Origin of the sequence: Crenobacter cavernae, assembly GCF_003355495.1 — a bacterium.
Classification (GTDB): domain Bacteria; phylum Pseudomonadota; class Gammaproteobacteria; order Burkholderiales; family Chromobacteriaceae; genus Crenobacter; species Crenobacter cavernae.
Genome location: NZ_CP031337.1, coordinates 1893604 through 1916427, shown reverse-complemented (window position 1 = coordinate 1916427; position 22824 = coordinate 1893604). Strand labels below are relative to the sequence as shown.

The following is a 22824-nucleotide window of genomic DNA, read 5'->3' as shown; positions in this document are numbered from 1 at the left end:
AAAGGACAGCCAGATGGCAAAGCAAGACCGCCGCGGCGGCATCATCTACGTCAAACAGGACGGCGTGCAGTACGACGCCAAGGGCAACTTCACCTACAACCTCGGCCGCCCCAAGCGCGAGGCGATCGTCGGCGCCGACAGCGTGCACGGCTACAAGGAAACGCCGCAGGTCGCCTTCATCGAGGGCGAGATCACCGACAACCGCGGCCTCGACCTCGACAAGCTGGTCACCGGCGAGGGCGTCACCGTCACGCTCGAACTCGCCAACGGCAAGGTGATCAGCCTGGCCGAGGCGTGGTACGCCGCCGAGGGCACCGGCAACACCGACGAAGGCAACCTGCCGGTGCGCTGGGAAAGCCGGCAGCAGGGGCAGGAAATCAAGTAAACCGCGCCGCCTTCGGGCGGCGTTTCTCATTCAAGGGAGACCACCGTGGAAGTCTACGAACTGGAAGAGCCGATCGCCTTCGGCAAGGGCGAACCGATCACCGAGCTGAAACTACGCAAGCCGGTTGCCGGCGACTGGCGCGGCTGCAAGATGGAAATCGACCTGGGCGGCAACCTCGTGTTCGACGTCGACACCGTGCTCACCGTGGCGAGCCGCATCACCGGCCATTCGCGCCCGGCGCTGGCCGAGATGAGCCAGTCCGACCTCACCCAGGTGGGCGCCATCATCATGGGTTTTTCCGCGCCTGGCCGGACGACTGGGAACGCCTCGTAGAAGAGGTGTGCCACTGGTTCCCGGCGCTGGCGCCGACCGTGCTCGACATGCCCCTCGACCTGCTCGAGTTCTGGCATGACCGCGCTCTATCGCTCAGTGAAAAGTTGAAAGAGAGTCAGTCATGACTGCACAAGCACGCGCGCAGATCGAGGTCGGCGTCGTCGACAAGGCGACGGCCAGGCTGCGTGACATCAACAAGGCCTTCGCCGGTCTCAAGGCGAACGCCTACATCAGCCGTGCCGCCAAGGGGCTGAAAGAGCTCGGCAAGGAGATGGGCCTTGGCCGAGTCGCCGAATCGGTTGGGAGAGTAAAGGACGCTGTCGGCGATACGGTCGGCGTGCTGGGTCGCTATGCCGCTGCTGGAGGCGTGGCAGCTGTAGTCGCTGGCGGGATAGTCGGTGGGATGGTCAATACGGCGTCGGAGTTTGAGCGTTTCGAGTCGGTCCTCGAAACACTAGAGGGCACCCAAGCCAAGGCGGCCAAGTCCATGGACTGGGTCAGCGACTTCGCGGCAAAAACGCCTTATGAACTCGCCGAGGTGACCGACTCATTTGTGAAGCTCAGGGCCTATGGGATCGACCCGATCAAGGGCGACCAGCTCAGGACCTTGGGCGATACCGCTGCGGCGATGAGCAAGCCGGTGATGCAAGCCGTCGAGGCGATCGCCGATGCCGTGACAGGCGAAAACGAACGCCTCAAGGAGTTCGGCATCAAGGCGAGCAAGGTCGGCAAGTCGTTCGTCTATGAGTACACCGACAAGAACGGGAAACAACGCAAAGCCAAGGCCGGATCCGAGAACCGCGACCAGATCCGAGAAACGCTCAACAGCATCTGGAACGAGAAGTACAGCGGGGCCATGGACCGCATGTCGAAAACCTGGTCCGGCATGGTGTCCAACCTCAAGGATCAATGGGCCCGCTTCCAGATGATGGTGATGAAGGCCGGCGTCTTCGACTGGCTCAAGGACAAGCTGCAGGGCTTCCTCGCCAAGGTCGACACGATGGCGGCCAACGGCACGTTGCAGGCTTGGGCCGAAGACGTCGGGACGCGGATGAAGGAAGCCTTCGTCGGCATCTGGGAAGCCGGTCAGCAGTTTGCCGAATTCGTGGTCGAGCTCAAGGACATGCTCGGCGGCTGGAAGAACCTGATGATCGCCGTCGGCGCGGTGCTTGCCGGGCCGCTGCTGATGGCGCTAGTCAGCCTCACTGGTGCGGTGTGGTCCCTCGGCGTGGCGCTGTACGCCACGCCAGTCGGCTGGGCGGTCGCCGCGCTTGCTGCGATCGCCGCTGCTGCGGTCGCGCTCTACATGAACTGGGACAAAGTCGTGTCCTGGGTGGGCGACCTGCTCGGCGTGTTCCGTGGCGACTGGGGCGCCACCTTCGATGCGCTCAAGACGCTGTTCCTGAACTTCACCCCGCTCGGCTGGATGATCCAGGCGATTGCGCCCTTGTCGCCCTACCTGCAGGCGGCGTGGGACTGGATCAAGGGAGTGTTCGCCGCAGGCTTCGAGCTGCTGAAGTTTGCCTTCCTCAACTTCACGCCGCTGGGCTGGATGATTCAGGCGCTCGAGCCGCTGAAAGCCTATGTCGGCCAGGTGTTCGACTGGATCGCCGACAAGCTGTCCTGGATGCGGGACGCCGCGAGTGCCATCGGCAATGCGATTTCCTCGTCGGATGGCGGACCTTCTGCCGGGCGTTACGGTGTCCCGACACGGCAGTCCGCCGCCCCGCCGGCGCGCCCGAGCGCCTTGCCGGCTGGCGGAGGCAGCCAGGTAGTCACCAAGGATGCCGCAGTCAAGGTCGTGTTCGAGAACATGCCGTCTGGCGCGAAGGCCGTGCCGGTGAAAAACGACGGCGTCAAACTGACGGTGCAGCAGGGCTACTATTCCCCGACCAGTTCCTGACGCTGCCATTCGGCCAACCTTGCCGCCCGCCTCATGCGGGCGGTTTGCATTTTAGCTTTCCGGAAACTGCGTTTTAGGAGTCCTACATGAGCTGGCGCGACAAGCTGCGGCCCGCCTCGTTCCGTGGCGTGCCGTTCTTCATCGAGTCGCACGACGCCGAAGAGGGCCGGCGCGTCGAGGTGCACGAGTACCCGCTGCGCGACGAGCCCTACGTCGAAGACCTGGGCAAGAAGGCCGGCACTTACAGCGTGGCGGCCTACGTGCTGGGTGCCGACTACATGGACGCGCGCGACAGGCTGCGCGAGGCCTGCAACCAGCCCGGCGCCGCCGAGCTGGTGCACCCCTACCTGGGCGCAATGCAGGCGGTGTGCACCGCGATGCGTTTATCCGAAAGCTCGTTCGACGGCGGCATGGCGCGCTTCGATCTGACCTTCGTCGAGGCGGGCAAGAGCCAGTTTCCCGAGGCCAAGGAAGATGCGGCAGCCAGCCTGCTGGACAGCGCCGACAAGCTTGACGCAGCCACCGAGGGCAGCTTCGCCGACCGGTTCAGTGTCGATGGCTGGCCCGACTGGGCGCGCGCCGACGCGCTGGCCGATCTGGCCGGGCAGATCAACCGGCTGGCCGACGTCGGCAATCTGCTGCCGATCAAGGAGGTCGCCAGGTTCGCACTCGGCATCAGGCAGCTGACCGGCTCGCTCGAGACGCTGCTGTCGGTGCCCGACCAGTTGGCCGGCCAGGTGATCGGCATGTTTACCAGCCTGACCGGCTCGTTCAGGAATCCGCTCGATGGCATCGCCGCGCTGAAGAGCCGTTTCGCGCGGACCTCGGTGCAGCGGCAGCCGCCGCCGGCGGTCAGCAGCACACAGACGCCGGCGCAGCGGCAGGCGGCGCTCAACACGCAGGCCGTGGGGGCGCTGTTCGAGCAGGCGGCGATCTCGGCCGCGGCAGCCACCGCGGTGGCGCGGCCCACGGCGCAGGGCGGCGCGAGCGCGCTGCCGCTCAACCCGGACAGCGGCGGGCTGTTCGAGAGCGTCGACCAGGCGATCGGCCAGCGCGACGAGCTCGGCGGCTGGATCGACGAGCTGCTGCCGACCGCGCCGGACGCGGTCTACCTCGCGCTGACCGACTTGCGGGTGGCGCTCTACCAGGCGCTGCCGGACGCCGAGTCCGACCTGCCGCGGTTGGCCGAATACCGGCCGGTACGCAGCCTGCCGGCGCTGACGCTGGCCTACGCCATCCACGGCGACGCGCGGCGCGCCGACGAGCTGGTGCGCCACAACCCCACGCCTTACCCCGGCTTCATGCCGAGCGCGGCGCTACGCGTCCTGACGGACTGAGGCATACATGGCAGACATTCAATTGCTGGTGGGCGGGATGCTCTACGGCGGCTGGACCTCGGTCAGCGTCACCCGCTCGATCGAGACCATCGCCGGGCAGTTCGACATTTCGCTGACCGAGCGCTGGGGCGGTCAGGCGGTGAGCTGGCCGATCCGCCCGGGCGACGAGTGCGAGCTACGGATCCACGGCGTGACGGTGATCGCCGGCTATGTCGACACCGCCGAGCCCTCGGTCAGCGAATCCAGCCACAGCATCCGCGTGTCCGGCCGCGACAAGACTGGCGACCTGGTCGACTGTGCCGCGGTGCACAAGCCCGCCGAGTGGCGGAACCTGACCGTCGACCAGCTCGCGACCATCCTCGCCAAGCCGTTCGGCGTGCCGGTGGTGCTGGAAACCGCGCCCGGCGTGCCGATCCCGGTGTTCAAGCTCGAGCCGGGCGAGACCGCGTTCAAGGCGATCGAGCGCGCGTGCAAGTTCCGCGGCGTACTGCCGATCCAGGCGCGCGGCGCACTGGTGCTGACCCATGCCGGCAAAGCGTCGGCGAGCACGCCCCTGGTGCTGGGCGGCAACCTCAAGGATGCGCGCGCCAGCTACGACTACAGCGAGCGCTTCAGCGAGTACGTGGTCAAGGGGCAGCGTGCCGGCAGCGACGCCGACTACGGCGCCGCGACGGCGGCGGTCGAGGCCAACGTCTACGACCCCGGCATCAAGCGCTATCGCCCGTTCATCAAGGTGGCCGACGGCCAGGTGACGCCGGCGATGGCGAAGCGTCAGGCCGACTGGGAGCGCCAGGTGCGCGCCGCGCGCTCGACCAAGGTGTCGTGCGTGGTGGCCGGCTGGCGACAGCAGGACGGCACGCTGTGGGACATCAACCAGCGGGTACGGGTCGAGGCCGCGCCGGTCGGCGTGACCGGCGAGCTGCTGATCTCGGCGGTCGGCTACACGCTCGACGACAGTGGCGAGGTGACCAAGCTCGACCTGATGCGCGCGGAGGCCTTCTTGCCCGAGCCCGACGCCAAGCTCGACGGCAAGAAGGATCGCAAGGGCAAGCAGACCAAAAAGGACAAGAAGGGTGACGGCGGCAATGCGGCGGCCGACGCCTGGGAACTGACCAAGGACAAGGACGGCAACTATGTCCGTAAGTGAAAAGCTCAAGCTGATGATCGGCCGCTGCATTCTCGCGGCGGTCAGCGACAAGGCCAAGTGCCAGTCGCTGCAGATCACCGCCTTCGACGGCGAAACGCACGACCGGGTCGAGCGCTTCCAGCAGTTCGGCTTCACCGCCGTACCGTTGCCCGGAGCCGAGGGTATCTGCCTGTTCGTCGGCGGCGGCCGCGACCACCCGGTGGTGGTGGCGGTGGAAGACCGCCGCCACCGGGTGACCGACCTCGCGCCCGGCGAGAGCGCCCAGTACAACAGCAGCGGCCACAAGCTGGTGCTCTACCACGACCGCGCCGAACTGGTGACGCAGAAGTTCGTGGTCAAGGCGAGCGAAAAGGTCCGCTTCGAGACGCCGCTGGTCGAAACCACCGGCCAGATTCGCGCCGATCAGGACATCACCGACAAGGCCGGGTCCGGCGGCAAGAGCATGGCGGCGATGCGCGAGGTCTACGACGGCCATACCCACAAGGAAAACAACGTCACAGGCGGCGAAAGCCAGCCGCCGACGCAGAAAGCCGGGGGCTCGTGATGATCGCGCTCGAATGGAATCAGTCCGGCGCCGACCTGACGCTCGACGGCACCGACTGGCTCGAGTCGGCGGTGATTCTGTCGCTGTTCACCGATCGTCGCGCGCTCGATGCCGATCCTCTGCCCGGTCAGGATGGAGACAAGCGAGGCTGGTGGGGTGACAGCTTTGCCGACGCGCCACTCGGCTCACGGCTGTGGTTGCTGTCACGCGAGAAGGTCACGGCCGAAGTCGCGCTGCGCGCGCGGGACTACGCGGCCGAAGCACTCGCCTGGATGGTTGGTCGCGGCATCGCGCTGCGCGTCGACGTCGCCACCGAGTGGCAGGACGACGGGCGGCTTGCCATTGCCACCGCCATTACTCAACCCGACGGGTCGGTGACCCGTTACCAGCATCTATGGACACGCCATGCCGTTTGACCGCCCCACGCTCCCGCGCCTGATCGAGCGCGTCGGCCAGGACATCGCCAGCCGCACCGCGCGCACGCCGATGCCGCTGCCTGGCTCGCCAGACCGTGTGCTTGCCACCGCGCTGGCCGGCGCCTCGCACCTGCTGCATGCGCACCTCGATTGGCTGTCCCGCCAGTTCCTGCCGGACACGGCCGATGCCGACTGGCTTGAACGGCACGCCTCGATCTGGCTGCAAAGCGGCCGCAAGCCGGCCGGCTTCGCCATCGGCACGGTCGCCTTCACCGGCGCAGCCGGCAGTACGGCGCCGGCGGGTACGCTGCTGCAGCGCGCCGACGGTGTGCAGTACCTGACCGACCTCGACGCCACGATCGGCGCCGGCGGCAGCGCCACCGTCAGCGTCACCGCACTGGCAGCAGGCGCCACCGGCAACCTGGCTGCCGGCAGTACCCTGTCGCTGGTTTCGCCGGTGCTCGGCGTCGACAGTGCCGTCACCGCTGCTGGCGAGGGTGTCGTCGGCGGCGCGGACGCCGAGAGCGACGGCGAACTGCGCGCCCGGGTGCTGGAACGGATCCGCAACCCGCCGCAAGGCGGATCGAAAAGCGACTACGTGCGCTGGGCGCTCGAGGTGTCGGGCGTTACCCGCGCCTGGTGCCTGCCCAATCACCTTGGTGTCGGCACGGTGGTGGTGCTGTTCGTGCGCGACGATGACGCGTCGCCGATTCCCGATGCTGCCGAGGTCGCCGTGGTGCAGGCCTATATCGACGAGCGCCGTCCGGTCACGGCCGAGGTGTCTGCGGTGGCGCCGATCGCCAAGCCGACCGCCTACCAGATCCAGCTCACGCCGGCGACGGCCGCCGTGAAGGCGGCGGTCGAAGCCGGCTTGCGCGACCTGCACCGGCGCGAGGGCGAGCCGGGTGTGACGCTGCTGCTGTCGCATATCCGCGAGGCGATCAGCCTGGCCGCCGGCGAAACCGACCACGTGCTGGTCGCGCCTTCGGCCAACGTCACCCACCAGCCGTACGAGCTGCCGACCTTCGGGGGAATCACATGGCTCTGACCGAACAGGACTACGCGCGCCAGCTCGCCGACCTGCTGCCGGTCGGCGCCGCCTGGCCGCGCGAGCCGGACAGCGCGCTCGCTCGGCTGCTAGCCGGTCTAGCGATCGAATTCGCCCTAATCGATGCCCGTGGCGACGAACTGCTCGCCGAATCCGACCCGCGAACCACCTATGAAATGCTGGCCGACTGGGAGCGCGTCGCCGGCCTGCCTGACGAGTGCACGGTGCCCGGCGGCAGCATGGCCGCCCGGCGCGGGGCGCTGCTGTCTCGGCTCACCGGGGTCGGCGGCCAGAGTCGCGCCTACTTCATCGGCATCGCCGCCGCGCTCGGTTACCCGGGCGCGACCGTCACCGAGTTCAGGCCGTTCCACTGCCAGAGTGCTTGTGACGACTCGCTCGACCCCGATCCGTGGCGCTTTGTCTGGCGGCTCAACCTGCCAGCTGCGAGCAACGTGCGCTACATGACCGCCGAGAGTGCCGGCGACGAAGCCCTCGCCGAGTGGGGCGATGCCACCATCGAATGCGTGATCAACCGGCTCAAGCCGGCTCACACCATCGTGCAATTTGCTTACCAGGAGTAACCATGCGTCGAATCAGTACCCCCACCGCCGTGGCCGACATGTTCGGCCCCGGCAAGCCGGGCTTCCGCGACGGCGATCCGCTCGCCGGTATTCTGGCGACTCGTCTGAACGCCGATTTCTTCAACCAGATCCAGGAAGAGCTGGCGGGACTGGTGGAGGCAACTGGGGTTGCTTTGGACTCGAACAACCGAGCCCAGGTGAGGACTGCCATTCTCGCGTTGATCGCGGCCAATGCTGCGGCGATTGAGCACGCTCATGCGTGGGTTCAGCTGACGGGGAAGCCGACCACCTTGAGCGGCTTCGGTATCACGGATGCGATCCGCAATACCAAAGCGGTCGATATTTCGGGCACCGACCTCAACACCTTTTTCCAGACCGGTTTCTACGATGGTGCAAATCTCGAAAATGCGCCGACTGGCTATTCGGCAGTAACGTGTCATCTACAGGTCCAACTGCATTCTGATCCTGCTGCGGGTGGCAGCAACTTCTGCCTGCAGCGCATCACCCCACTAGGTGAAACCGGACTGCCGAACATTCCCTATGTGCGGCGGCACGTCAGTAGCACGACCTGGGAGGCGTGGGTTCCTGAGTCCTCCTCTGTTCCGGCCGGAACGCGCAGCGGCTTGCAGGTGAGTTACACCGGCACCTCTGGCGTGGTCACCGTTACCGCCAATGCGCTGACACTACAAAATGCGGGTGGTCAGTCATTGACATTGACCGGGTGGAACCAGCAGGCGACCAGCGGTAATGCGTCCGGGGCGGTCAATAGCCTAGACGCCGGTAACTGGGCCTTCGGCACCAACTATTACTTGTTCGCGATCTACAACCCGAGCACCCGCACTCGCGGCTTGCTTTGGTCTACCTCGCCGACCGCCCCGACCCTGCCTGCAGGGTTCACCTACTTCTGCTTGGTGAGCGCGAACCGGACTCAGTCGGCGACGAACTACTGGCTCCTGGGTGGCGTTCAGAACGACCGGAAGTTCCAGCCCAAAGTGGCCGCCGGCTCTAATGTGACTGCACCGATCCTGGCTGCCAGCGGTTCGGCGGGCAGCACATCGGCACCGACGTATGTTTCGGTATCGCTCAGCTCCATCGTGCCGCCGAATGCCTGCGCGGTAGACGTGACGATCACCAATGGCAGCGGTACGGCGAGCCAGGCCATCATCGTCGCTCCAAACGGAGGCTACGGGCCGCAGGCCAGCACGACTAACCCGTCCCCCCTAGCGCTGGGCGCCTCTGGCAGCGCATACGCAACCAGTGCGTCCAAGGCGATCCAGTTGGAATCGCTCGCGCTGTACTGGGCAAGCAGTGCATCGACTGCTTATTTGTGGATCAACGGTTGGGAGATCAACCTATGAATTTGTGTTATTTCAACGGCGGCCAATCCATGCGCTCTGTCGATGCGGACTACCAGCCCCTGGATGGAGAGGCGGTATTCGACCATTACGCGAGCGACGCCGAGTTGAATGCGGCATTCCCCGGACGCACCGAGCAACGGCTACTGGACCTACGCGCCCGCCAACTGGCCGCCATCAACGCCCGCGCTACCGAACTGCTGGCCACCCTATCCGCCGGCTACCCCGACGGCGAGGTGCAGAGCTGGGCTCAGCAGACGCGCGAGGCCGAGGCGCTGGCCACCGACCCGAATGCAGCCACCCCTCTGCTGACCGCCATCGCCGCTGCGCGCGGCCTTGTCGTCGCCGATCTGGCCGGACGGGTGCGTGCCAAGGTGCAGTCCTACGCCGTGGCCAGCGGCCAGATCATCGGCCAGCGCCAGGCGCTCGAGGACGCGCTCGCCGCGATCGACCTAGACGCCCCGGACGCCGAGGAGCGGATCGGCGCGGTCCGCTGGGAGGGTACGGTATGAAGAAGCGCCTGCTGCAAATCGCGATCGCCGTCGACCAGCTGCTGAACGCTGCAACCCCGGGCGGCTGGGCCGACGAAACGCTGTCGAGCCGTGCCTGGCGATTGCGCAACCGCCGCGGCTGGGGCGCCGCTCGGCGCGCGATCGACACGCTGTTCTTCTGGCAGCGCGCGCACTGCCGCAAGGCGTTCGAAAGCGAGTTGTTACGCCGCCACCTGCCGCCCGAATACCGACCAGGCACACTGAGTCGACTATAACCACCCCGCCCAATACGGCGGGGTTTTTCGTCCCCTGAAGACAACAAGAAGAAAGGAGTCTCGGATGGCTGAACCTGTGACCACGGTGGCGGGTGGCTGGGCCGGTATCAAGATCGCGCCGCTCGTTGCCGGCTTCGCCGGTGCGGTGGTGTCCTTGTCCTACGTGCGGCAGCTCACCCGCTGGCAAATGTGCATGGCGCTCGCAAGCGGTGCGCTGTGCGCCGCGTACCTGACGCCGTTCGTGCGCCACTTCACCAACTTTCCGGCCGAGCTGGAAAACGGCATCGCGTTCCTGGTCGGCGTATCGGCGATGAATCTGGTCCCGGGCCTGATCAAGCTGTCGGAGCGATTCCGCGACAACCCCGAGCGCTACGTGCGCCTGCCGGGAGAAGGGAGGGAGTGATGGTGACGCTGATTTTTCTGCTCGCCTCGCTGGTGGTGCTCTGGCAGGCACTGACGGTGGTCAACACCATGAGCCGCTGCACCACGTTCAAGGTGCGCTTGGCCTATTGCGCGCTGGCGGCCGGCGCGTTCGGTAACGTCTGTTCGCTGCTCGCGGGCATCGCACCCAGCTTGGCCGACGCGGCTTTCGTGCTCGGGGCGTGTGGCGTGATGCTTGCCAACCAGCGGAACGCGTGCGACATCCCGCCTCGAGGGCAGACGCCACCGCGCCGCAGTCCACCGCCCACAGTGACGAACTGAACATCCACCACCCAGCCCGGCGCAAGCCGGGTTTTTTTCATGGGGGCTATATGCAACTGACCGAACACTTCAGCCTGGAAGAAATGACCACCAGCGCCACCGCCACGCGCCAGGGCTTGCCCAACGTGCCCGGCGCTGACGAGCTCGAGAACATCCGTTACACCGCTGGCCGCATGGAGGTCGTTCGCGACCTGCTCGGCGTGCCGATCACCGTGCTGTCGTGCTTTCGCGCCGAAGCCGTCAACAAGGCCGCCGGCGGCTCGCCGACCAGCGCCCACCGCTACGGGCTGGCGGTAGACTTCCGCGCACCGAAATACGGCGACGTGCGCAGCATCTGCCGCAAGCTGCAGGAAGCCAAGCGTCGCGGCCTGATCGACTTCGACCAGCTGATCTGCGAGTTCCCCGACACGGGCGGCTGGGTGCACATCGGCTTCCGTCGTAGCGCCGCGGCCAACCGCGGCCAGGTGCTCACCGCGCGCAAGGAAAACGGTCGCACCGCCTACGTCAGCGGGGTGGTGTGATGCGCGCACAGATCCTCAAATGGCTGGCGGCGCTGCTGATCGCCGGCGCCGCACTCGGCGTGGCCTGGTGGCACGGGTGGCATACCCGTGGCGATGAGATCGAGCGCAAGGCCTCCGATCAGGTGCTTGCCGACGCGCGCCAAGCGCTAGCCCGCTTCGCCTCCGAATCCGCCCGGCTCAACGGCCTGGCCGGCAAAATCCAGCAACAGGCCGACCGGCTCGCCAGCCAGACGGCCACCCGCATCGTGGAGTACCGCACCCATGAGAAACTCGTTCCCCTGCCTGCTGATTGCCGTATTGATGCTGGCCGCCTGCAGCAGCTTCAAGCCGGCGTCGACGCCGCCAACGCGGCCATCGTTGCCGCACAACCTGGCGGCCAGTTCGCCGGCGATCGAACGGCCGGCGACTGACAGCTGGGATGATCTGGCAGTACTCTATCTGAAGCTCGCCCAGCGTTACGGCCAGTGCGTTGTCGAACGGGCTGGCTTGCAGCGTGCCTATCCAGCGCAGTGAAAGGATGGGAGGCGGCTGATAGAATTGGTATCTGCGGGGGCGCAAAGCGGCCCCTGCGGCCATCCTTATATAGAGCACCTTTTTCCCATGGCGGTAGATTTGACGGTATTGATATTTACATTCCAGATCAAAAACCTTGCTTATCAATGGTTTTGCCTGCCCTGTAGATAATTGAGTGGGAATGAGCCGGCTCGGCCAACCTTGAACCACAAAGCGCAGCCTTCCGGCTGCGCTTTTTTTATTCTCGCGCCGCCAATGGCAAACCCGTCTCAAAGTGCTAAACAACAGGGGGTGTACCGCGAGCGCTTTGTTTTACGCCTTTCTCGATCGATGGCCCCGGAAAGAGGCCCGCCCGGAGTGCCGGCATTTGTTAAAGATGATGAAATTCATGCCATCGGGTTTGACGCTGACGATTCCCGTCTGTTAGCGTAAAGAAAACCGCTCCATTTCATCGCGAAGACCGCGTCGATGCGGCCTTCATCCCCGAAGTCTCTGTGAACCAAGGAGGTCGAAGATGCCCGAGCAAACCCTCAACAACGAAAAAGAGAAACTGCTGGCCGACGTGCGCAGCGTGCTCAACAGCACCGAAGAGCTGCTGGCCGCCGCCGGCGACGAAGGCGGCGAGAAGACCCGCGAGCTGAAGACCAAGATCGCCGCCAACCTGAAGCTCGCCAAGGCGCGCCTCATCGACGCCGAGCAGGTCGCGGTGGAAAAGGCCAAGGCCGCTGCCAAGGCGACCGACCAGTACGTGCACGACAACCCGTGGAAGGCGATCGGCGTCGCCGCCGCCGGCGCCTTCCTGCTGGGCCTCCTGGTCTCGCGCCGTTGACCGATGTCGACGACTCCCCGTCCCGGTAGCCTGCGTTCGCTGCTGAACGGCTTCGTGTCCCTGGCGCTGACCCGGGCCGAGCTGTTCGGCATCGAAGCGCACGAACAACAGGAGCGCATGATCGGCCACCTCGTCACCGGGGTGGCCGCCATGGTCGCGCTCCTGATCGGCCTGATCGCCTTCCTGCTGTTCGTGATGGTGATCACGCCTGACGATCTCAGAGCCGCGGTGCTCGGCGCTCTGGCGAGCCTCTTCCTCGTCGCCGGCGCCTTCCTCCTGTGGTGGCTCAAACGTCGCCTGGCGCTAGCACCGACGCCGTTCTCGAATACGCTGACCGAGGTGCGTAAGGACTGGCAGACGCTGTCCGGGCGCGAAACGCCATGAAGCGCGAAGACCGCCAGTTGCGCAAGGAACTGCTGTTGATGAAGGGCGACGCGCTGCGCCTCAAGCTCGCGCTCGAGCTGCAGCAATGGCGCGGACCGCTGGCCATGCTCGGCGAAGGCGCCGAACTGTGGCGCAGCTCGAGCCGCTTCAAGACGCTGATCGGCCTCACCGCCTTGCTCATCCCTCACGCGCGCACCCGCGTGCTGCTCAAGTCGCTCGCCAAGGGCGCGCTCGTCGTCGGGGCGCTGCGCCGCCTGTGGTCGCGGCGCTAACCCATTCCGCCCGCGTCGCCCCGGTACAGCCCCGGTATAATCGGGCCATGGACGCGCTGACTTCCCCTCCCCTGCCGCCCAAGGCGATCACGATGTTGGCCGAGCTAGGTCTCACCAGTCGCGACGCGCTCGTCGCCTGCGGCGCGGTGCGCGCCTTCCTGCTGTTGAAAGCCGCCGGGCTGACCGCGACCGAGCGCCTGCTGTTCGCGCTCGAGGCCGCCGCGCGCGGCGTGCACTGGAACCAGCTCAGCGACCCGGATCGCATCCGATTGAAGGCCAGTCTGGCCGAGCATCCGCCGGTGCGGCTGCCGCCGCCGGCCGAGGCGCGCGTGCGTTTCATGCGCGAGGCGCAAACGTTGGCCGGGCACGCGGCGGAAAACGGCGAGGTGCCGGTAGGCGCCGTCGTCGTCTATAGGGGCGAGATCGTCGGACGCGGCTTCAACCAGCCGATCGCGCGGCACGACCCGTCGGCGCACGCCGAGATGGTGGCGCTGCGCGAGGCGGCGGCGACGCTGGACAACTACCGGCTGTCCGGCTGCGACCTCTACGTGACGCTCGAACCGTGCCCGATGTGCGCCGGCGCCATCCTGCACGCGCGGCTCGACCGCGTCCTCTACGGCGCGGCCGACCCGAAGACCGGCGCGGCCGGCAGCCGGGTCGACCTGTTCGGCGTCAAGGCGCTCAACCCGCATACCGCGGTGTTCGCCGGGATCGAGGACGAGGCCTGCGCGACACAGCTCTCCGATTTTTTCCGGCGCCGCCGCGAGGAAGACAAGACGGCATGAAGCTGATGATCTACCTGGACGCGCAGCGGCTCGACCTCGTCGACGACGCCGGCCGCGTCGTGAAAAGCTACCCGGTGTCGACCGCGGCCAACGGCGCCGGCGAGGTGCGCGGCAGCTACCAGACGCCGCGCGGCCGCCACTACGTGCGCGCGAAAATCGGCGCCGGTGCGCCGCTTTCCGCGGTGTTCGTCGCGCGCCGACCGACCGGCGAAGTCTGCGACGCGGCGTCCTATCAGGCGAAGCCCGACCGCGACTGGATCCTGACCCGCATCCTGTGGCTGTGCGGCCGCGAGCCGGGCAAGAACCGTCTCGGCCGCGTCGACACCTTCGCGCGCTACATCTATCTGCACGGCACGCCGGACGCGGTCGACGTCGGCGTACCGGGTTCGCACGGCTGCGTGCGCATGCGCAATACTGACATTGTGGAACTGTTCGATACGGTGCCGGCCGGCACCGAGGTGGAGATTGTGGAACATGAACATCCTGCGGCCTGAGCGCCTGCTGGCCGCGTGCCTCGGCCTGATGGCGCTGCCAACGTTGGCCGAGCCGGCGTTCGACCCTCTGCTCGACGCCGCGCAATTCGCCCAGCACGCCAACGCAGACGGCCCGCTGACCGCGACCGCCCCCAACCCTTACGACTACGGGCGGCCGTGGATACGCGTCGGCGTGAAAAGCCAGAGCCTCACCTACTACGACGGCTGGGGCCTGCCGGTGAAGCGCTACGCGGTGTCGACCGCCAAGAACGGCGTCGGCGAGACCAAGAACAGCTACCAGACGCCGCGCGGCTGGCACCGCGTGTGCGAGCGCATCGGCGACGGCGTCACGCCCGACACCATCATCTTCCGCCGTGACATCACGCCGTGGAAATACACCAGCGAACTGCACGAACAGTACCCTGACAAGGACTGGATCCTGACACGCATCCTGTGGCTGTGCGGCATGGAGCCGGGCAAGAACCAGGGCGGCGACGTCGACAGCTACGAGCGCTTCATCTACATCCACGGCGCCGGCGAGCATGTGTCCTACGGCACGCCGACCTCGCTCGGCTGCGTGCGCATGAAGAGCCACGACGTGATCGACCTGTTCAACCGCACGCCGAAAGGCACCGACGTGCTCATCGAGGAGAACGGCTGATGGCGCCGGCCGAATTGTCGCTGACCACGCCGGGGTTGTTGTTCCCGGCGATCTCGCTGCTCTTGCTCGCGTACACCAACCGCTACCTCGCGCTCGCCGGCATCATCCGCGAGCTGTACGAGGACTACCAGGCCGCGCCCAACCACAAGATCGTGCTGCAGATCGGCAACCTCAGGCGCCGCATCAGCCTGATCAAGTGGATGCAGGCGCTCGGCATCGGCAGCCTGTTCTTCACCGTCGTCGCGATGTTCCAACTGTATCTGGGCTGGCAGCCTGTCGCGCAGCTGACCTTCGGCCTCAGCCTCGCACTGATGATAGGCTCGCTCGCGATGTCGCTGATCGAGCTGAAGATGTCGACCGAGGCGCTCAACGTGCTGCTGTCCGACCTCGAGGCGCTGCGTGAAGACGACTGACGCGTTCTCGTTCGCCACCTTGGCCGAGCACGCTGCCGCGCTGCCCGGGGCGACCGCCGACATCAAATGGGGCGACAACCTGGTGTTCTCGGTCGGCGACAGGATGTTTGCGCTGTTCCGGCCTATAGGCGCGCCCGACTCGCTGTGGTGCAAGGTCGATCCGGCGCGCTTTCTGGAGCTGACCGACATCCCCGGCGTCAGACCGGCGCCCTACCTCGCGCGCGCGTCGTGGATCTGCATCGATTCGCCCGCCGCGCTGCCGCCCGAAACGTTGGCCGAGTTGCTTCTCGACGCGCACCGGCTGGTCGCGGCCAAGCTCAGCAAGAAGCGGCGGCAGGCGCTCGGGCTGCCTTGACGTTGGCCGAGCCCTGCCGGCAAACGGCCCCGCATCGCGGGGCCGTTTTTTCGTCTGCCGCGACTCAGCGCGCGCTGCACGCGGCGGGCTGTGCCGCCTCTTCGCCGAGCTTGCGCGCCAAGTAGCTGACCATCACCAGCTGCAGGAAGTGGTAGAGCATGATGGGCGCGATGATGAGGCCGAGCGCCGGGCCAAGCGCAGGATTGACTCCGAACATCACCTTGGCCATCGGCACGCCGGCGGCGAGCGACTTCTTCGAGCCGCAGAAGGTGCACGCGATCGTGTCCTCGCGATCGAAGCCGAGGCGACGGCACGTCCACTGCATCAGCGCATAGACCAAGAGGAACAGGCCGACCGACACGCCGGCGATCAGCGCGACGGTCGACGCGCCGTGCTGCGCCCACACGCCCTCGGCGACCGAGTCGGAGAAGGAGTTGAGTACGATGGCGAGAATGGTCGCGCGATCGAGCAGCTTGGTCAGCGCCGCGTGCCGCACCAGCCACTTGAGCAGTACCGGGCGCAACAGTTGGCCGAGCGCGATGGGCAACAGAACCAGCAGCAGCACCTTGAGGATCACCGGCCACAAATCGAACGCGATGCCGCTCGCCTCAAGGTATAGGTTCACCCACAGCAGTGTCAGGAACACGCCGATCAGGCTCGAGAGGCTGGCGTTGAAGATCGCGCCGGGCACGTTGCCCTTCGCGATCGACGTCATCGCGACCGACGACGACACCGTCGACGGCAAGGCGGCGAGGTAAAAGAAGCCGAGCGCCAGCGCCGGCACCAGCGCGTTGCCGAGCGCGGACACCAGCGCGAGCCCCAACAGCGGAAACAGCAGGAAGGTCGACAACTGCACCGTAAGGTGCAGACGCCAATTAAACATGCCCTCGCACAGCCGCTGCGGCGACAGCGTCAGCCCGTAGAGCAGGAACACCACGGCGACGCCGTAGCGGGTGAAATATTCGATGCGCACCAGGCCGCCGGTGCGGCCTAGCTGAGGCCAGACGACCGACAGCACGACCGCGCCGACCAGCGCCAGCATGAAGCCGTCGAACCCGAGTTTTTTCAGCCCCTGCACGCCTTGTCCCTTTCGATATCGGGGATGTAAAAACCGGCGCCGCGGCGCCGGTTCTGGTCTTGCACGAGGCTCGGTCGGCCGAGCCTTTAGAGAGTCACGCGACCGCGACCGGGATCTTGCCGATCTTCACGCGCCACTCGGCCGGGCCGGTGTTGTGCACCGAGGTGCCACAGGAGTCGACCGCGACGGTGACCGGCATGTCCTTCACCTCGAACTCGTAGATCGCCTCCATGCCGAGGTCCTCGAAGCCGACGACCTTCGACGCCTTGATCGCCTTCGAGACCAGGTAGGCCGAACCGCCTACCGCCATCAGGTAGACCGCCTTGTTGTCGCGGATCGCGTCGATGCCGGCCGGGCCGCGCTCGGCCTTGCCGATCATGCCGAGCAAACCGGTCTGCTCCAGCATCTGGCGCGTGAACTTGTCCATGCGCGTCGCGGTGGTCGGGCCGGCCGGGCCGACCACTTCGGCGCGCACCGGGTCGACCGGGCCGACGTAATAGATGAAGCGGTTGGTGAAGTCGACCGGCAGCTTCTCGCCCTTGTTCAGCATGTCGACCATGCGCTTGTGCGCGGCGTCGCGGCCGGTGAGTATCTTGCCGTTCAAGAGCAGCACGTCGCCCGGCTGCCAGCCCTGCACTTCTTCCGGCGTGATGGCGTCCAGATCGACGCGCTTGCCGTTGGAGCTGTCGTAGGTGATCTCGGGCCAGTCGTCCAGCGACGGCGCTTCGAGGTGGGCCGGGCCGGAACCGTCCAGATGAAAGTGCACGTGACGCGTCGCCGCGCAGTTCGGGATCATCGCGACCGGCAGGCTCGCCGCGTGCGTCGGGTAGTCGAGGATCTTCACGTCCAGAACCGTGGTCAAACCGCCGAGGCCCTGCGCGCCGATGCCGAGCGCGTTGACCTTCTCGAACAGCTCGAGGCGCAGCGCCTCGACGCGGGTCAGTTCCGCGCCGCTGTCGGCCTTGTCCTTCAGCTCGTGAATGTCGACATGGTCCATCAGCGACTCCTTGGCCAGCAGCATCGCCTTCTCCGGCGTGCCGCCGATGCCGAGGCCGAGGATGCCCGGCGGACACCAGCCGGCGCCCATCGTCGGCACGGTCTTGAGCACCCAGTCTACGATGGAGTCAGACGGGTTCAGCATCACCATCTTCGACTTGTTCTCCGAGCCGCCGCCCTTGGCGGCACAGGTCACCTCGACGCCGTCGCCGGCGACGATCTCGAAGTGCACGACGGCCGGGGTGTTGTCCTTGGAGTTCTGGCGCAGGCCCGCCGGGTCGAGCAGCACCGACGCGCGCAATTTATTGTCCGGATGGTTGTACGCGCGGCGCACACCCTCGTTGACCATCTCCTGCACCGACAGCGTCGCGTCCCACTGCACCTTCATGCCGACCTTCAGGAACACGACCGCGATGCCGGTGTCCTGGCAAATCGGGCGGTGGCCTTCGGCGCATAGGCGGCTGTTGATCAGGATCTGCGCCATCGCGTCGCGCGCGGCCGGGCTTTCCTCTTTCAGGTAAGCTTTGTGGAGCGCCTGGATGTAATCTTTGGGGTGGTAGTAGCTGATGTACTGGAAGGCATCGGCGATGCTCTGGATGAAGTCTTCCTGGCGGATGAGGGTCATGCCGGGTCTCGCATAATCAGGTTGAACAGACGGGGCGGACGCCCCCGCGATGGACCAAATTGTAACACCGCAACTGCTCGTTTTTTGACCTTGTTGCTGTGCACAAGCGGCACTAGCATGGAGGAAAAACCCTAATAGCGCGCCGTTTTCACCGCGTGCCGCGCACTTGGAGGAGTGGCAGATGAACACCCGCATCGAACGCGACACCTTCGGCGACATCGCCGTGCCGGCCGACCGCCTGTGGGGCGCGCAGACGCAGCGCTCGCTGGAAAACTTCCGCATCTCGAGCGAGAAGATGCCGCCCGAGCTGATCGTCGCGCTGGCGCGTGTGAAGCGCGCGGCGGCGCTGGTCAACGCCGAGCTCGGCCAACTCGCGGTCGACAAGTCCGAGGCCGTCGTCGCCGCCGCCGACGAGGTGATCGCCGGGCAGCACCAGGGCGAATTCCCGCTCGCGGTGTGGCAGACCGGCTCGGGCACGCAAACCAATATGAATATGAACGAGGTACTAGCCAACCGTGCGAGCGAGTTCCTCGGCGGCCCGCGCGGCGAAGGACGTCTCGTGCACCCTAACGACGACGTGAACCACGGCCAGTCGTCGAACGACGTGTTCCCGACCGCGATGCACGTCGCCGCGGTCTTTGCGCTCAACGAGAGGCTGTTCCCGGCGCTCGACGCGCTCGCCGCGACGCTGGCGGCCAAGGCCGACGACTTCACCGACATCGTCAAGATCGGCCGCACCCACCTGCAGGACGCCACCCCGTTGACGCTCGGCCAGCAGTTCTCCGGCTACGTCGCCCAGCTCGAACAGAGCTATCGCCATCTGGAGGACGCGCTGCCTCACCTGTCGGAACTCGCGCTCGGCGGCACCGCGGTCGGCACCGGGCTGAACGCTCACCCCGAATTCGGCGAGCGCGTCGCCGCGATGCTCGTGCGCGATACCGGTCTGGATTTCGTGTCGGCGCCGAACAAGTTCGAGGCTTTGGCCTGCCACGACGCGCTGGTGCACGCGCACGGCGCGCTGAAGACGCTCGCCGCCGCGCTGACCAAGATCGCCAACGACGTGCGCTGGCTCGCCAGCGGCCCGCGCTGCGGCATCGGCGAGCTTTCCATCCCCGAGAACGAACCGGGCAGCTCGATCATGCCGGGCAAGGTCAACCCGACGCAGAGCGAAGCACTGACAATGGCGTGCGCGCAGGTATTCGGCAACGACGTCGCGGTGAACTTCGGCGGCGCGGCGGGCAACTTCGAGCTGAACGTCTACAAGCCGCTGATCATCCACAATTTTTTACAGAGCGTACGGCTTCTGGCCGACGGCATGGAAAGCTTCAACGCCAACTGCGCGGTCGGCATCGAAGCGCGGCGCGACCGCATCGCCGAACTCTTGGACAAATCGCTGATGCTGGTCACCGCGCTGAACCCGCACATCGGCTACGACAAGGCGGCCTTCATCGCGAAGAAGGCGCACAAGGAGGGCACAACCTTGCGTGAGGCGGCGATCGCCAGCGGCTACCTGACCGGCGAGCAGTTCGACTCTTGGGTGAAGCCGGAGGACATGGTCGGCGACACGCGGCGCAGCCGCTAGGCGGACGCCCTCGCTCTTCGACGTTGGCCGAGCCTTGGGTAGCGGGCTCGGCCAAGCTTTCGCCCGCCGGCTCCGCTGCCGCCCCTCAATTCGGTTCGCGAAAATTTTTCTTGAAACTAGACGGTCGGTCTAATACACTTCGGGCCATGGCTAGACCGAACCTGTTCCACGACACCCGCGAGCACATCCTCGCCACCGGCGAAGCGCTGGTGCAAAGCCGCGGCTTCACCGCCGCCGGGCTGACCGAGCTGTTGGCCGCGGCGAACGTGCCGAAGGGCTCGTTCTACCACTACTTCAAGTCGAAGGAGGACTACGGCGTCGCGCTGTTGATCCGCTACTTCGACCAGTACGACGCGGCGATGGGCGAGAAGCTGACCGCGCCGGGCCGCCCGGCGCGCGAGCGGCTGCTGTCCTACTTCGAGGGCTGGATCGCCAATGCGTGCACGCCCGAACACGGCGGCTGTCTGGTCGTGAAACTCGCCGGCGAGGTGTGCGACCTTTCGGAGCCGATGCGCGAAACGCTCTCCGCCGGCATGGCGCGCATCGTCGCGAGGTTGGCCGAGGTCATCGAACAGGGCCACGCCGACGGCAGCATCTCGTGTCCGGGCGAGCCGCGTGCTCTCGCCGACGCGCTGTACGCGATGTGGCTCGGCGCCGCATTACGCGCGAAGGTCGAACGCTGCCCCGACTCGTTGAACGCCGCGATGGAAGACACCCGGGCCCGACTCACCTTTTTGCAGTAACGCTTTGCAGTAAAACGCCTGCCAAACCCGGCAGGTTTTTTTGGACATATTTATAGACGACTGGTCTATTTTTTGGCAGATGGAGAATCCGGCATGAACCCGACCCTGGAACTGATGCATCAGCACCGTAGCGTGCGCAGCTACCTCGACACCCCGGTGGCGCCGGAGCTGCTGGACGCCATACTGGACGCCGCCTGGAAAGGTCCGACCTCGATCAACGGTCAGCAGTTGTCGCTGGTGGTGGTACAGGACGCCGAGCGCCGCAAGAAGATCGCCGAGATCGCCGGCGGCCAGCCGTGGATCGCACAGGCTCCGGTCTTCATCACCCTGGTGGCCGATTTCTACAAGACCCACCTCGGCATGGAAAACGCCGGACATGAGCAGGTGATCCACCACAGCGTCGAGGGCTTCGCCGTGGCTGCGGTCGATGCAGGCATCGCGCTGGGCAACCTGATGACCGCCGCGCGCTCCGCCGGCCTCGGCGTGGTGCCGATAGGCGGGATCCGCCGCGATCCGCAGGCGATGGTCGAGTTGCTGGAGCTGCCCGAACTGACCTTTCCGCTGGTCGGCGTGGCCATGGGCCACATCCGCGACGACGGCACGATCAAGCCGCGCCTGCCGCGTGAGAGCTTCGTCCACCGCGAACGCTACGATGCCGCCGCACTGCCGCACAGTATCGCCGCCTACGACCAGACGCTGGCCCGCCACTGGCGGCAGGTCGACCGTCCGGACAGCCTCAACTGGTCGGCCAACACCGCCCAATACTACCAACACGTGTACTTCCCCGAGACCGCCCCGATCGCCCGCCAGCAGGGCTTCGGCTTCGACAAATAATCACGCCAACATCCCCAAAGGACGATCATGCAAGCCGACAAACTGCTCACCCCGCTGCACCTTGGCGCGATCACCGTCAATAACCGCGTGCTGATGGCCCCGCTGACCCGGCTGCGCAGCCGGGAACCGGGCGACGTGCCGGTGCCCTTGATGGCCGAGTACTACGCCCAGCGCGCCGGCGCCGGCCTGATCATCGCCGAGGCGACGCAGATCTCGCCGCAGGGCAAGGGCTACGCCGGCGCGCCCGGCATCTACAGCGAGGAACAGGTGCGCGCGTGGAAAGAGATCACTGACGCGGTTCATGCCAAGGGCGGGCGCATCGCGCTGCAGCTGTGGCACGTCGGCCGCGTGTCGCACAGCTCGCTGCAGCCTGACGGCGAGGCGCCGGTCGCACCGTCGGCGATCGCCGCCGACACCAACGCGACGCTGCGCGGCGAGGACGGCAGCCCGGTGCGCGTACAGGCATCGACGCCACGCGCGCTTGAGACGGCGGAACTGGCCGACCTGATCGAGGACTACCGCCGCGCGACCGACAACGCGCGTCGCGCCGGCTTCGACTATGTCGAAGTCCACGCCGCGCATGGCTACCTCTTGAACCAGTTCCTGTCGCCCGAGGCGAACCAGCGCACCGACGAATACGGCGGCAGCGTCGAAAACCGCACGCGGCTGACGCTCGAAGTGCTCGACGCGGTGATCGGCGAATGGGATGCCGACCACGTCGGCATCCGTATCTCGCCGCTGGGCGTGTTCAACGGCCAGTCCGACGTCGGCCAGGAAGACGCGGCCTACTACCTCGTCGAGGAACTGGCCAAACGGAAGATCGCCTACCTGCATGTGTCCGAGCCGGACTGGGCCGGCGGCCCGGCGTACAGCGACGACTTCCGCCAGAGCTTGCGCGAACGCTTCGCCGGCGTGATCGTCGCCGCCGGCGGCTACACGTCCGAGAAGGCCGAGACGCTGATCCGCGCCGGCCTGATCGACGCTGCCGCCTTCGGCCGCCCCTACATCGCCAACCCGGACCTGGCCGAGCGCTTCGCCGCCGGCGCGGAACTGAACGAGCCGCGGCCTGAGTTCTTCTACACCACCAGCGCGGAGGGCTATACGGACTATCCGACGCTGACGGAGTAAGCGGATCTAAGCGAAAGTGGAACGGCCCCCGGCGAGACTCGCCGGGGGCCGTTTTTTTTTGTGCGGCACCGGGTAGGCCGAGCCGGTATAGACGGCTTGTTGCACCGCCGTTCGC

30 protein-coding genes are annotated in these 22824 nt (G+C 66.4%); 28 read left to right on the top strand and 2 right to left on the bottom strand.

Translation table 11 applies throughout. The annotated features are described in order from the left end of the window. Positions 1-13: 13 nt before the first annotated feature. The 24 genes from DWG20_RS09285 to DWG20_RS09170 all read left to right on the top strand — a co-directional run bounded on the left by DWG20_RS09285 (position 14) and on the right by DWG20_RS09170 (position 15723). On the top strand, positions 14-385 hold the full coding sequence (locus DWG20_RS09285) for a phage tail tube protein (RefSeq protein ID WP_115433552.1): 372 nt from the start codon (positions 14-16) through the stop codon (positions 383-385). A 45-nt stretch (positions 386-430) separates the two neighbouring features. Continuing rightward, positions 431-718: a phage tail assembly protein gene (locus DWG20_RS09280; protein WP_115433551.1), complete on the top strand. Its 288-nt coding sequence runs from the start codon at positions 431-433 to the stop codon at positions 716-718. Between the two features lie 121 nt (positions 719-839). Beyond that, positions 840-2621 (top strand): tape measure protein, encoded by a 1782-nt coding sequence (locus DWG20_RS09275; RefSeq protein WP_115433550.1) that lies wholly within the window; start codon positions 840-842, stop codon positions 2619-2621. Between the two features lie 86 nt (positions 2622-2707). Beyond that, positions 2708-3958 (top strand): DNA circularization protein, encoded by a 1251-nt coding sequence (locus DWG20_RS09270; RefSeq protein ID WP_115433549.1) that lies wholly within the window; start codon positions 2708-2710, stop codon positions 3956-3958. Positions 3959-3965: 7 nt separating this feature from the next. Next, positions 3966-5105 carry a phage baseplate assembly protein gene (locus DWG20_RS09265; protein ID WP_115433548.1) on the top strand — a complete coding sequence of 380 codons (1140 nt, stop codon included), beginning with the start codon at positions 3966-3968 and terminating at the stop codon, positions 5103-5105. Then, a complete protein-coding gene (locus DWG20_RS09260) occupies positions 5092-5649 on the top strand; it encodes a phage baseplate assembly protein V (protein WP_115433547.1) in 558 nt (185 codons plus the stop codon). Before DWG20_RS09265 ends, DWG20_RS09260 begins: the two co-directional genes overlap by 14 nt. After that, positions 5649-6065: a phage GP46 family protein gene (locus DWG20_RS09255; RefSeq protein ID WP_115433546.1), complete on the top strand. Its 417-nt coding sequence runs from the start codon at positions 5649-5651 to the stop codon at positions 6063-6065. The genes DWG20_RS09260 and DWG20_RS09255 overlap by 1 nt, the downstream gene beginning before the upstream one ends. Then, positions 6055-7113, top strand: coding sequence for a baseplate J/gp47 family protein (locus tag DWG20_RS09250; protein ID WP_115433545.1), 1059 nt, complete (start codon positions 6055-6057; stop codon positions 7111-7113). Before DWG20_RS09255 ends, DWG20_RS09250 begins: the two co-directional genes overlap by 11 nt. Continuing rightward, on the top strand, positions 7104-7694 hold the full coding sequence (locus DWG20_RS09245; RefSeq protein WP_115433544.1) for a YmfQ family protein: 591 nt from the start codon (positions 7104-7106) through the stop codon (positions 7692-7694). The genes DWG20_RS09250 and DWG20_RS09245 overlap by 10 nt, the downstream gene beginning before the upstream one ends. Positions 7695-7696: 2 nt before the next feature. After that, entirely contained in the window at positions 7697-9052 is a 1356-nt protein-coding gene (locus DWG20_RS09240; RefSeq protein ID WP_115433543.1) for a pyocin knob domain-containing protein, read from the top strand. Beyond that, a complete protein-coding gene (locus tag DWG20_RS09235; RefSeq protein ID WP_245944690.1) occupies positions 9049-9561 on the top strand; it encodes a hypothetical protein in 513 nt (170 codons plus the stop codon). The genes DWG20_RS09240 and DWG20_RS09235 overlap by 4 nt, the downstream gene beginning before the upstream one ends. Continuing rightward, positions 9558-9815, top strand: a complete 258-nt coding sequence (locus DWG20_RS09230) for a pseudouridine synthase (RefSeq protein WP_115433542.1) — start codon at positions 9558-9560, stop codon at positions 9813-9815. The genes DWG20_RS09235 and DWG20_RS09230 overlap by 4 nt, the downstream gene beginning before the upstream one ends. 64 nt (positions 9816-9879) lie before the next feature. Then, complete coding sequence (locus DWG20_RS09225; protein ID WP_115433541.1) at positions 9880-10218, top strand: peptidase M48, Ste24p; 339 nt, start codon at positions 9880-9882, stop codon at positions 10216-10218. Beyond that, entirely contained in the window at positions 10218-10517 is a 300-nt protein-coding gene (locus tag DWG20_RS09220; RefSeq protein WP_115433540.1) for a hypothetical protein, read from the top strand. Before DWG20_RS09225 ends, DWG20_RS09220 begins: the two co-directional genes overlap by 1 nt. 50 nt (positions 10518-10567) lie before the next feature. Next, positions 10568-11038: a D-Ala-D-Ala carboxypeptidase family metallohydrolase gene (locus DWG20_RS09215; protein ID WP_115433539.1), complete on the top strand. Its 471-nt coding sequence runs from the start codon at positions 10568-10570 to the stop codon at positions 11036-11038. After that, positions 11038-11448 (top strand): hypothetical protein, encoded by a 411-nt coding sequence (locus DWG20_RS09210; RefSeq protein WP_147289940.1) that lies wholly within the window; start codon positions 11038-11040, stop codon positions 11446-11448. The genes DWG20_RS09215 and DWG20_RS09210 overlap by 1 nt, the downstream gene beginning before the upstream one ends. Positions 11449-12065: 617 nt before the next feature. Further along, on the top strand, positions 12066-12380 hold the full coding sequence (locus DWG20_RS09205) for an ElaB/YgaM/YqjD family protein (protein ID WP_115433537.1): 315 nt from the start codon (positions 12066-12068) through the stop codon (positions 12378-12380). 3 nt (positions 12381-12383) lie between these two features. Continuing rightward, on the top strand, positions 12384-12764 hold the full coding sequence (locus DWG20_RS09200) for a phage holin family protein (protein ID WP_115433536.1): 381 nt from the start codon (positions 12384-12386) through the stop codon (positions 12762-12764). After that, entirely contained in the window at positions 12761-13036 is a 276-nt protein-coding gene (locus tag DWG20_RS09195) for a hypothetical protein (protein ID WP_115433535.1), read from the top strand. The genes DWG20_RS09200 and DWG20_RS09195 overlap by 4 nt, the downstream gene beginning before the upstream one ends. A 47-nt stretch (positions 13037-13083) precedes the next feature. Continuing rightward, positions 13084-13821: a tRNA adenosine(34) deaminase TadA gene (gene tadA / locus DWG20_RS09190; protein WP_115433534.1), complete on the top strand. Its 738-nt coding sequence runs from the start codon at positions 13084-13086 to the stop codon at positions 13819-13821. Then, positions 13818-14315, top strand: coding sequence for a L,D-transpeptidase (locus DWG20_RS09185; protein WP_115433533.1), 498 nt, complete (start codon positions 13818-13820; stop codon positions 14313-14315). The genes tadA and DWG20_RS09185 overlap by 4 nt, the downstream gene beginning before the upstream one ends. Next, entirely contained in the window at positions 14296-14955 is a 660-nt protein-coding gene (locus DWG20_RS09180; protein WP_115433532.1) for a L,D-transpeptidase, read from the top strand. The genes DWG20_RS09185 and DWG20_RS09180 overlap by 20 nt, the downstream gene beginning before the upstream one ends. Beyond that, positions 14955-15368, top strand: a complete 414-nt coding sequence (locus DWG20_RS09175) for a DUF2721 domain-containing protein (protein WP_115433531.1) — start codon at positions 14955-14957, stop codon at positions 15366-15368. The genes DWG20_RS09180 and DWG20_RS09175 overlap by 1 nt, the downstream gene beginning before the upstream one ends. After that, a complete protein-coding gene (locus DWG20_RS09170; RefSeq protein WP_245944689.1) occupies positions 15355-15723 on the top strand; it encodes an MmcQ/YjbR family DNA-binding protein in 369 nt (122 codons plus the stop codon). Before DWG20_RS09175 ends, DWG20_RS09170 begins: the two co-directional genes overlap by 14 nt. Positions 15724-15787: 64 nt before the next feature. On the opposite strand, the gene DWG20_RS09165 is transcribed toward DWG20_RS09170, so the two are convergent. Then, positions 15788-16801, bottom strand: coding sequence for a bile acid:sodium symporter family protein (locus DWG20_RS09165; protein WP_245944688.1), 1014 nt, complete (start codon positions 16799-16801; stop codon positions 15788-15790). Positions 16802-16895: 94 nt separating this feature from the next. Beyond that, a complete protein-coding gene (locus tag DWG20_RS09160; protein WP_115433530.1) occupies positions 16896-18422 on the bottom strand; it encodes a fumarate hydratase in 1527 nt (508 codons plus the stop codon). A 181-nt stretch (positions 18423-18603) separates the two neighbouring features. Between DWG20_RS09160 and fumC the strand changes: the two genes are divergently transcribed. The 4 genes from fumC (at position 18604) to nemA (ending at position 22709) form a co-directional block, all read left to right on the top strand. After that, the gene (gene fumC / locus DWG20_RS09155; protein WP_115433529.1) at positions 18604-20004 is read left to right on the top strand and encodes a class II fumarate hydratase; all 1401 of its coding nucleotides are present in this window, start codon (positions 18604-18606) and stop codon (positions 20002-20004) included. A 146-nt stretch (positions 20005-20150) separates the two neighbouring features. After that, positions 20151-20747, top strand: coding sequence for a TetR/AcrR family transcriptional regulator (locus DWG20_RS09150; protein WP_115433528.1), 597 nt, complete (start codon positions 20151-20153; stop codon positions 20745-20747). Positions 20748-20840: 93 nt separating this feature from the next. Continuing rightward, positions 20841-21581 carry an NADPH-dependent oxidoreductase gene (locus DWG20_RS09145; RefSeq protein WP_115433527.1) on the top strand — a complete coding sequence of 247 codons (741 nt, stop codon included), beginning with the start codon at positions 20841-20843 and terminating at the stop codon, positions 21579-21581. A gap of 27 nt (positions 21582-21608) precedes the next feature. Continuing rightward, positions 21609-22709: an N-ethylmaleimide reductase gene (gene nemA / locus DWG20_RS09140; RefSeq protein WP_115433526.1), complete on the top strand. Its 1101-nt coding sequence runs from the start codon at positions 21609-21611 to the stop codon at positions 22707-22709. Positions 22710-22824 lie beyond the last annotated feature (115 nt).

Coding starts and splice junctions, on each gene's coding strand:
- DWG20_RS09160 (WP_115433530.1), bottom strand. CDS start 18,422: ATGACCCTCATCCGCCAGGAAGACTTCATCCAGAGCATCGCCGATGCC.
- DWG20_RS09250 (WP_115433545.1), top strand. CDS start 6,055: ATGCCGTTTGACCGCCCCACGCTCCCGCGCCTGATCGAGCGCGTCGGC.
- DWG20_RS09205 (WP_115433537.1), top strand. CDS start 12,066: ATGCCCGAGCAAACCCTCAACAACGAAAAAGAGAAACTGCTGGCCGAC.
- DWG20_RS09200 (WP_115433536.1), top strand. CDS start 12,384: ATGTCGACGACTCCCCGTCCCGGTAGCCTGCGTTCGCTGCTGAACGGC.
- DWG20_RS09195 (WP_115433535.1), top strand. CDS start 12,761: ATGAAGCGCGAAGACCGCCAGTTGCGCAAGGAACTGCTGTTGATGAAG.
- DWG20_RS09145 (WP_115433527.1), top strand. CDS start 20,841: ATGAACCCGACCCTGGAACTGATGCATCAGCACCGTAGCGTGCGCAGC.
- DWG20_RS09260 (WP_115433547.1), top strand. CDS start 5,092: ATGTCCGTAAGTGAAAAGCTCAAGCTGATGATCGGCCGCTGCATTCTC.
- DWG20_RS09265 (WP_115433548.1), top strand. CDS start 3,966: ATGGCAGACATTCAATTGCTGGTGGGCGGGATGCTCTACGGCGGCTGG.
- DWG20_RS09220 (WP_115433540.1), top strand. CDS start 10,218: ATGGTGACGCTGATTTTTCTGCTCGCCTCGCTGGTGGTGCTCTGGCAG.
- fumC (WP_115433529.1), top strand. CDS start 18,604: ATGAACACCCGCATCGAACGCGACACCTTCGGCGACATCGCCGTGCCG.
- nemA (WP_115433526.1), top strand. CDS start 21,609: ATGCAAGCCGACAAACTGCTCACCCCGCTGCACCTTGGCGCGATCACC.
- DWG20_RS09215 (WP_115433539.1), top strand. CDS start 10,568: ATGCAACTGACCGAACACTTCAGCCTGGAAGAAATGACCACCAGCGCC.
- DWG20_RS09150 (WP_115433528.1), top strand. CDS start 20,151: ATGGCTAGACCGAACCTGTTCCACGACACCCGCGAGCACATCCTCGCC.
- DWG20_RS09180 (WP_115433532.1), top strand. CDS start 14,296: ATGAACATCCTGCGGCCTGAGCGCCTGCTGGCCGCGTGCCTCGGCCTG.
- DWG20_RS09270 (WP_115433549.1), top strand. CDS start 2,708: ATGAGCTGGCGCGACAAGCTGCGGCCCGCCTCGTTCCGTGGCGTGCCG.
- DWG20_RS09185 (WP_115433533.1), top strand. CDS start 13,818: ATGAAGCTGATGATCTACCTGGACGCGCAGCGGCTCGACCTCGTCGAC.
- DWG20_RS09225 (WP_115433541.1), top strand. CDS start 9,880: ATGGCTGAACCTGTGACCACGGTGGCGGGTGGCTGGGCCGGTATCAAG.
- DWG20_RS09175 (WP_115433531.1), top strand. CDS start 14,955: ATGGCGCCGGCCGAATTGTCGCTGACCACGCCGGGGTTGTTGTTCCCG.
- DWG20_RS09240 (WP_115433543.1), top strand. CDS start 7,697: ATGCGTCGAATCAGTACCCCCACCGCCGTGGCCGACATGTTCGGCCCC.
- DWG20_RS09235 (WP_245944690.1), top strand. CDS start 9,049: ATGAATTTGTGTTATTTCAACGGCGGCCAATCCATGCGCTCTGTCGAT.
- DWG20_RS09255 (WP_115433546.1), top strand. CDS start 5,649: ATGATCGCGCTCGAATGGAATCAGTCCGGCGCCGACCTGACGCTCGAC.
- DWG20_RS09210 (WP_147289940.1), top strand. CDS start 11,038: ATGCGCGCACAGATCCTCAAATGGCTGGCGGCGCTGCTGATCGCCGGC.
- DWG20_RS09245 (WP_115433544.1), top strand. CDS start 7,104: ATGGCTCTGACCGAACAGGACTACGCGCGCCAGCTCGCCGACCTGCTG.
- DWG20_RS09275 (WP_115433550.1), top strand. CDS start 840: ATGACTGCACAAGCACGCGCGCAGATCGAGGTCGGCGTCGTCGACAAG.
- DWG20_RS09230 (WP_115433542.1), top strand. CDS start 9,558: ATGAAGAAGCGCCTGCTGCAAATCGCGATCGCCGTCGACCAGCTGCTG.
- tadA (WP_115433534.1), top strand. CDS start 13,084: ATGGACGCGCTGACTTCCCCTCCCCTGCCGCCCAAGGCGATCACGATG.
- DWG20_RS09285 (WP_115433552.1), top strand. CDS start 14: ATGGCAAAGCAAGACCGCCGCGGCGGCATCATCTACGTCAAACAGGAC.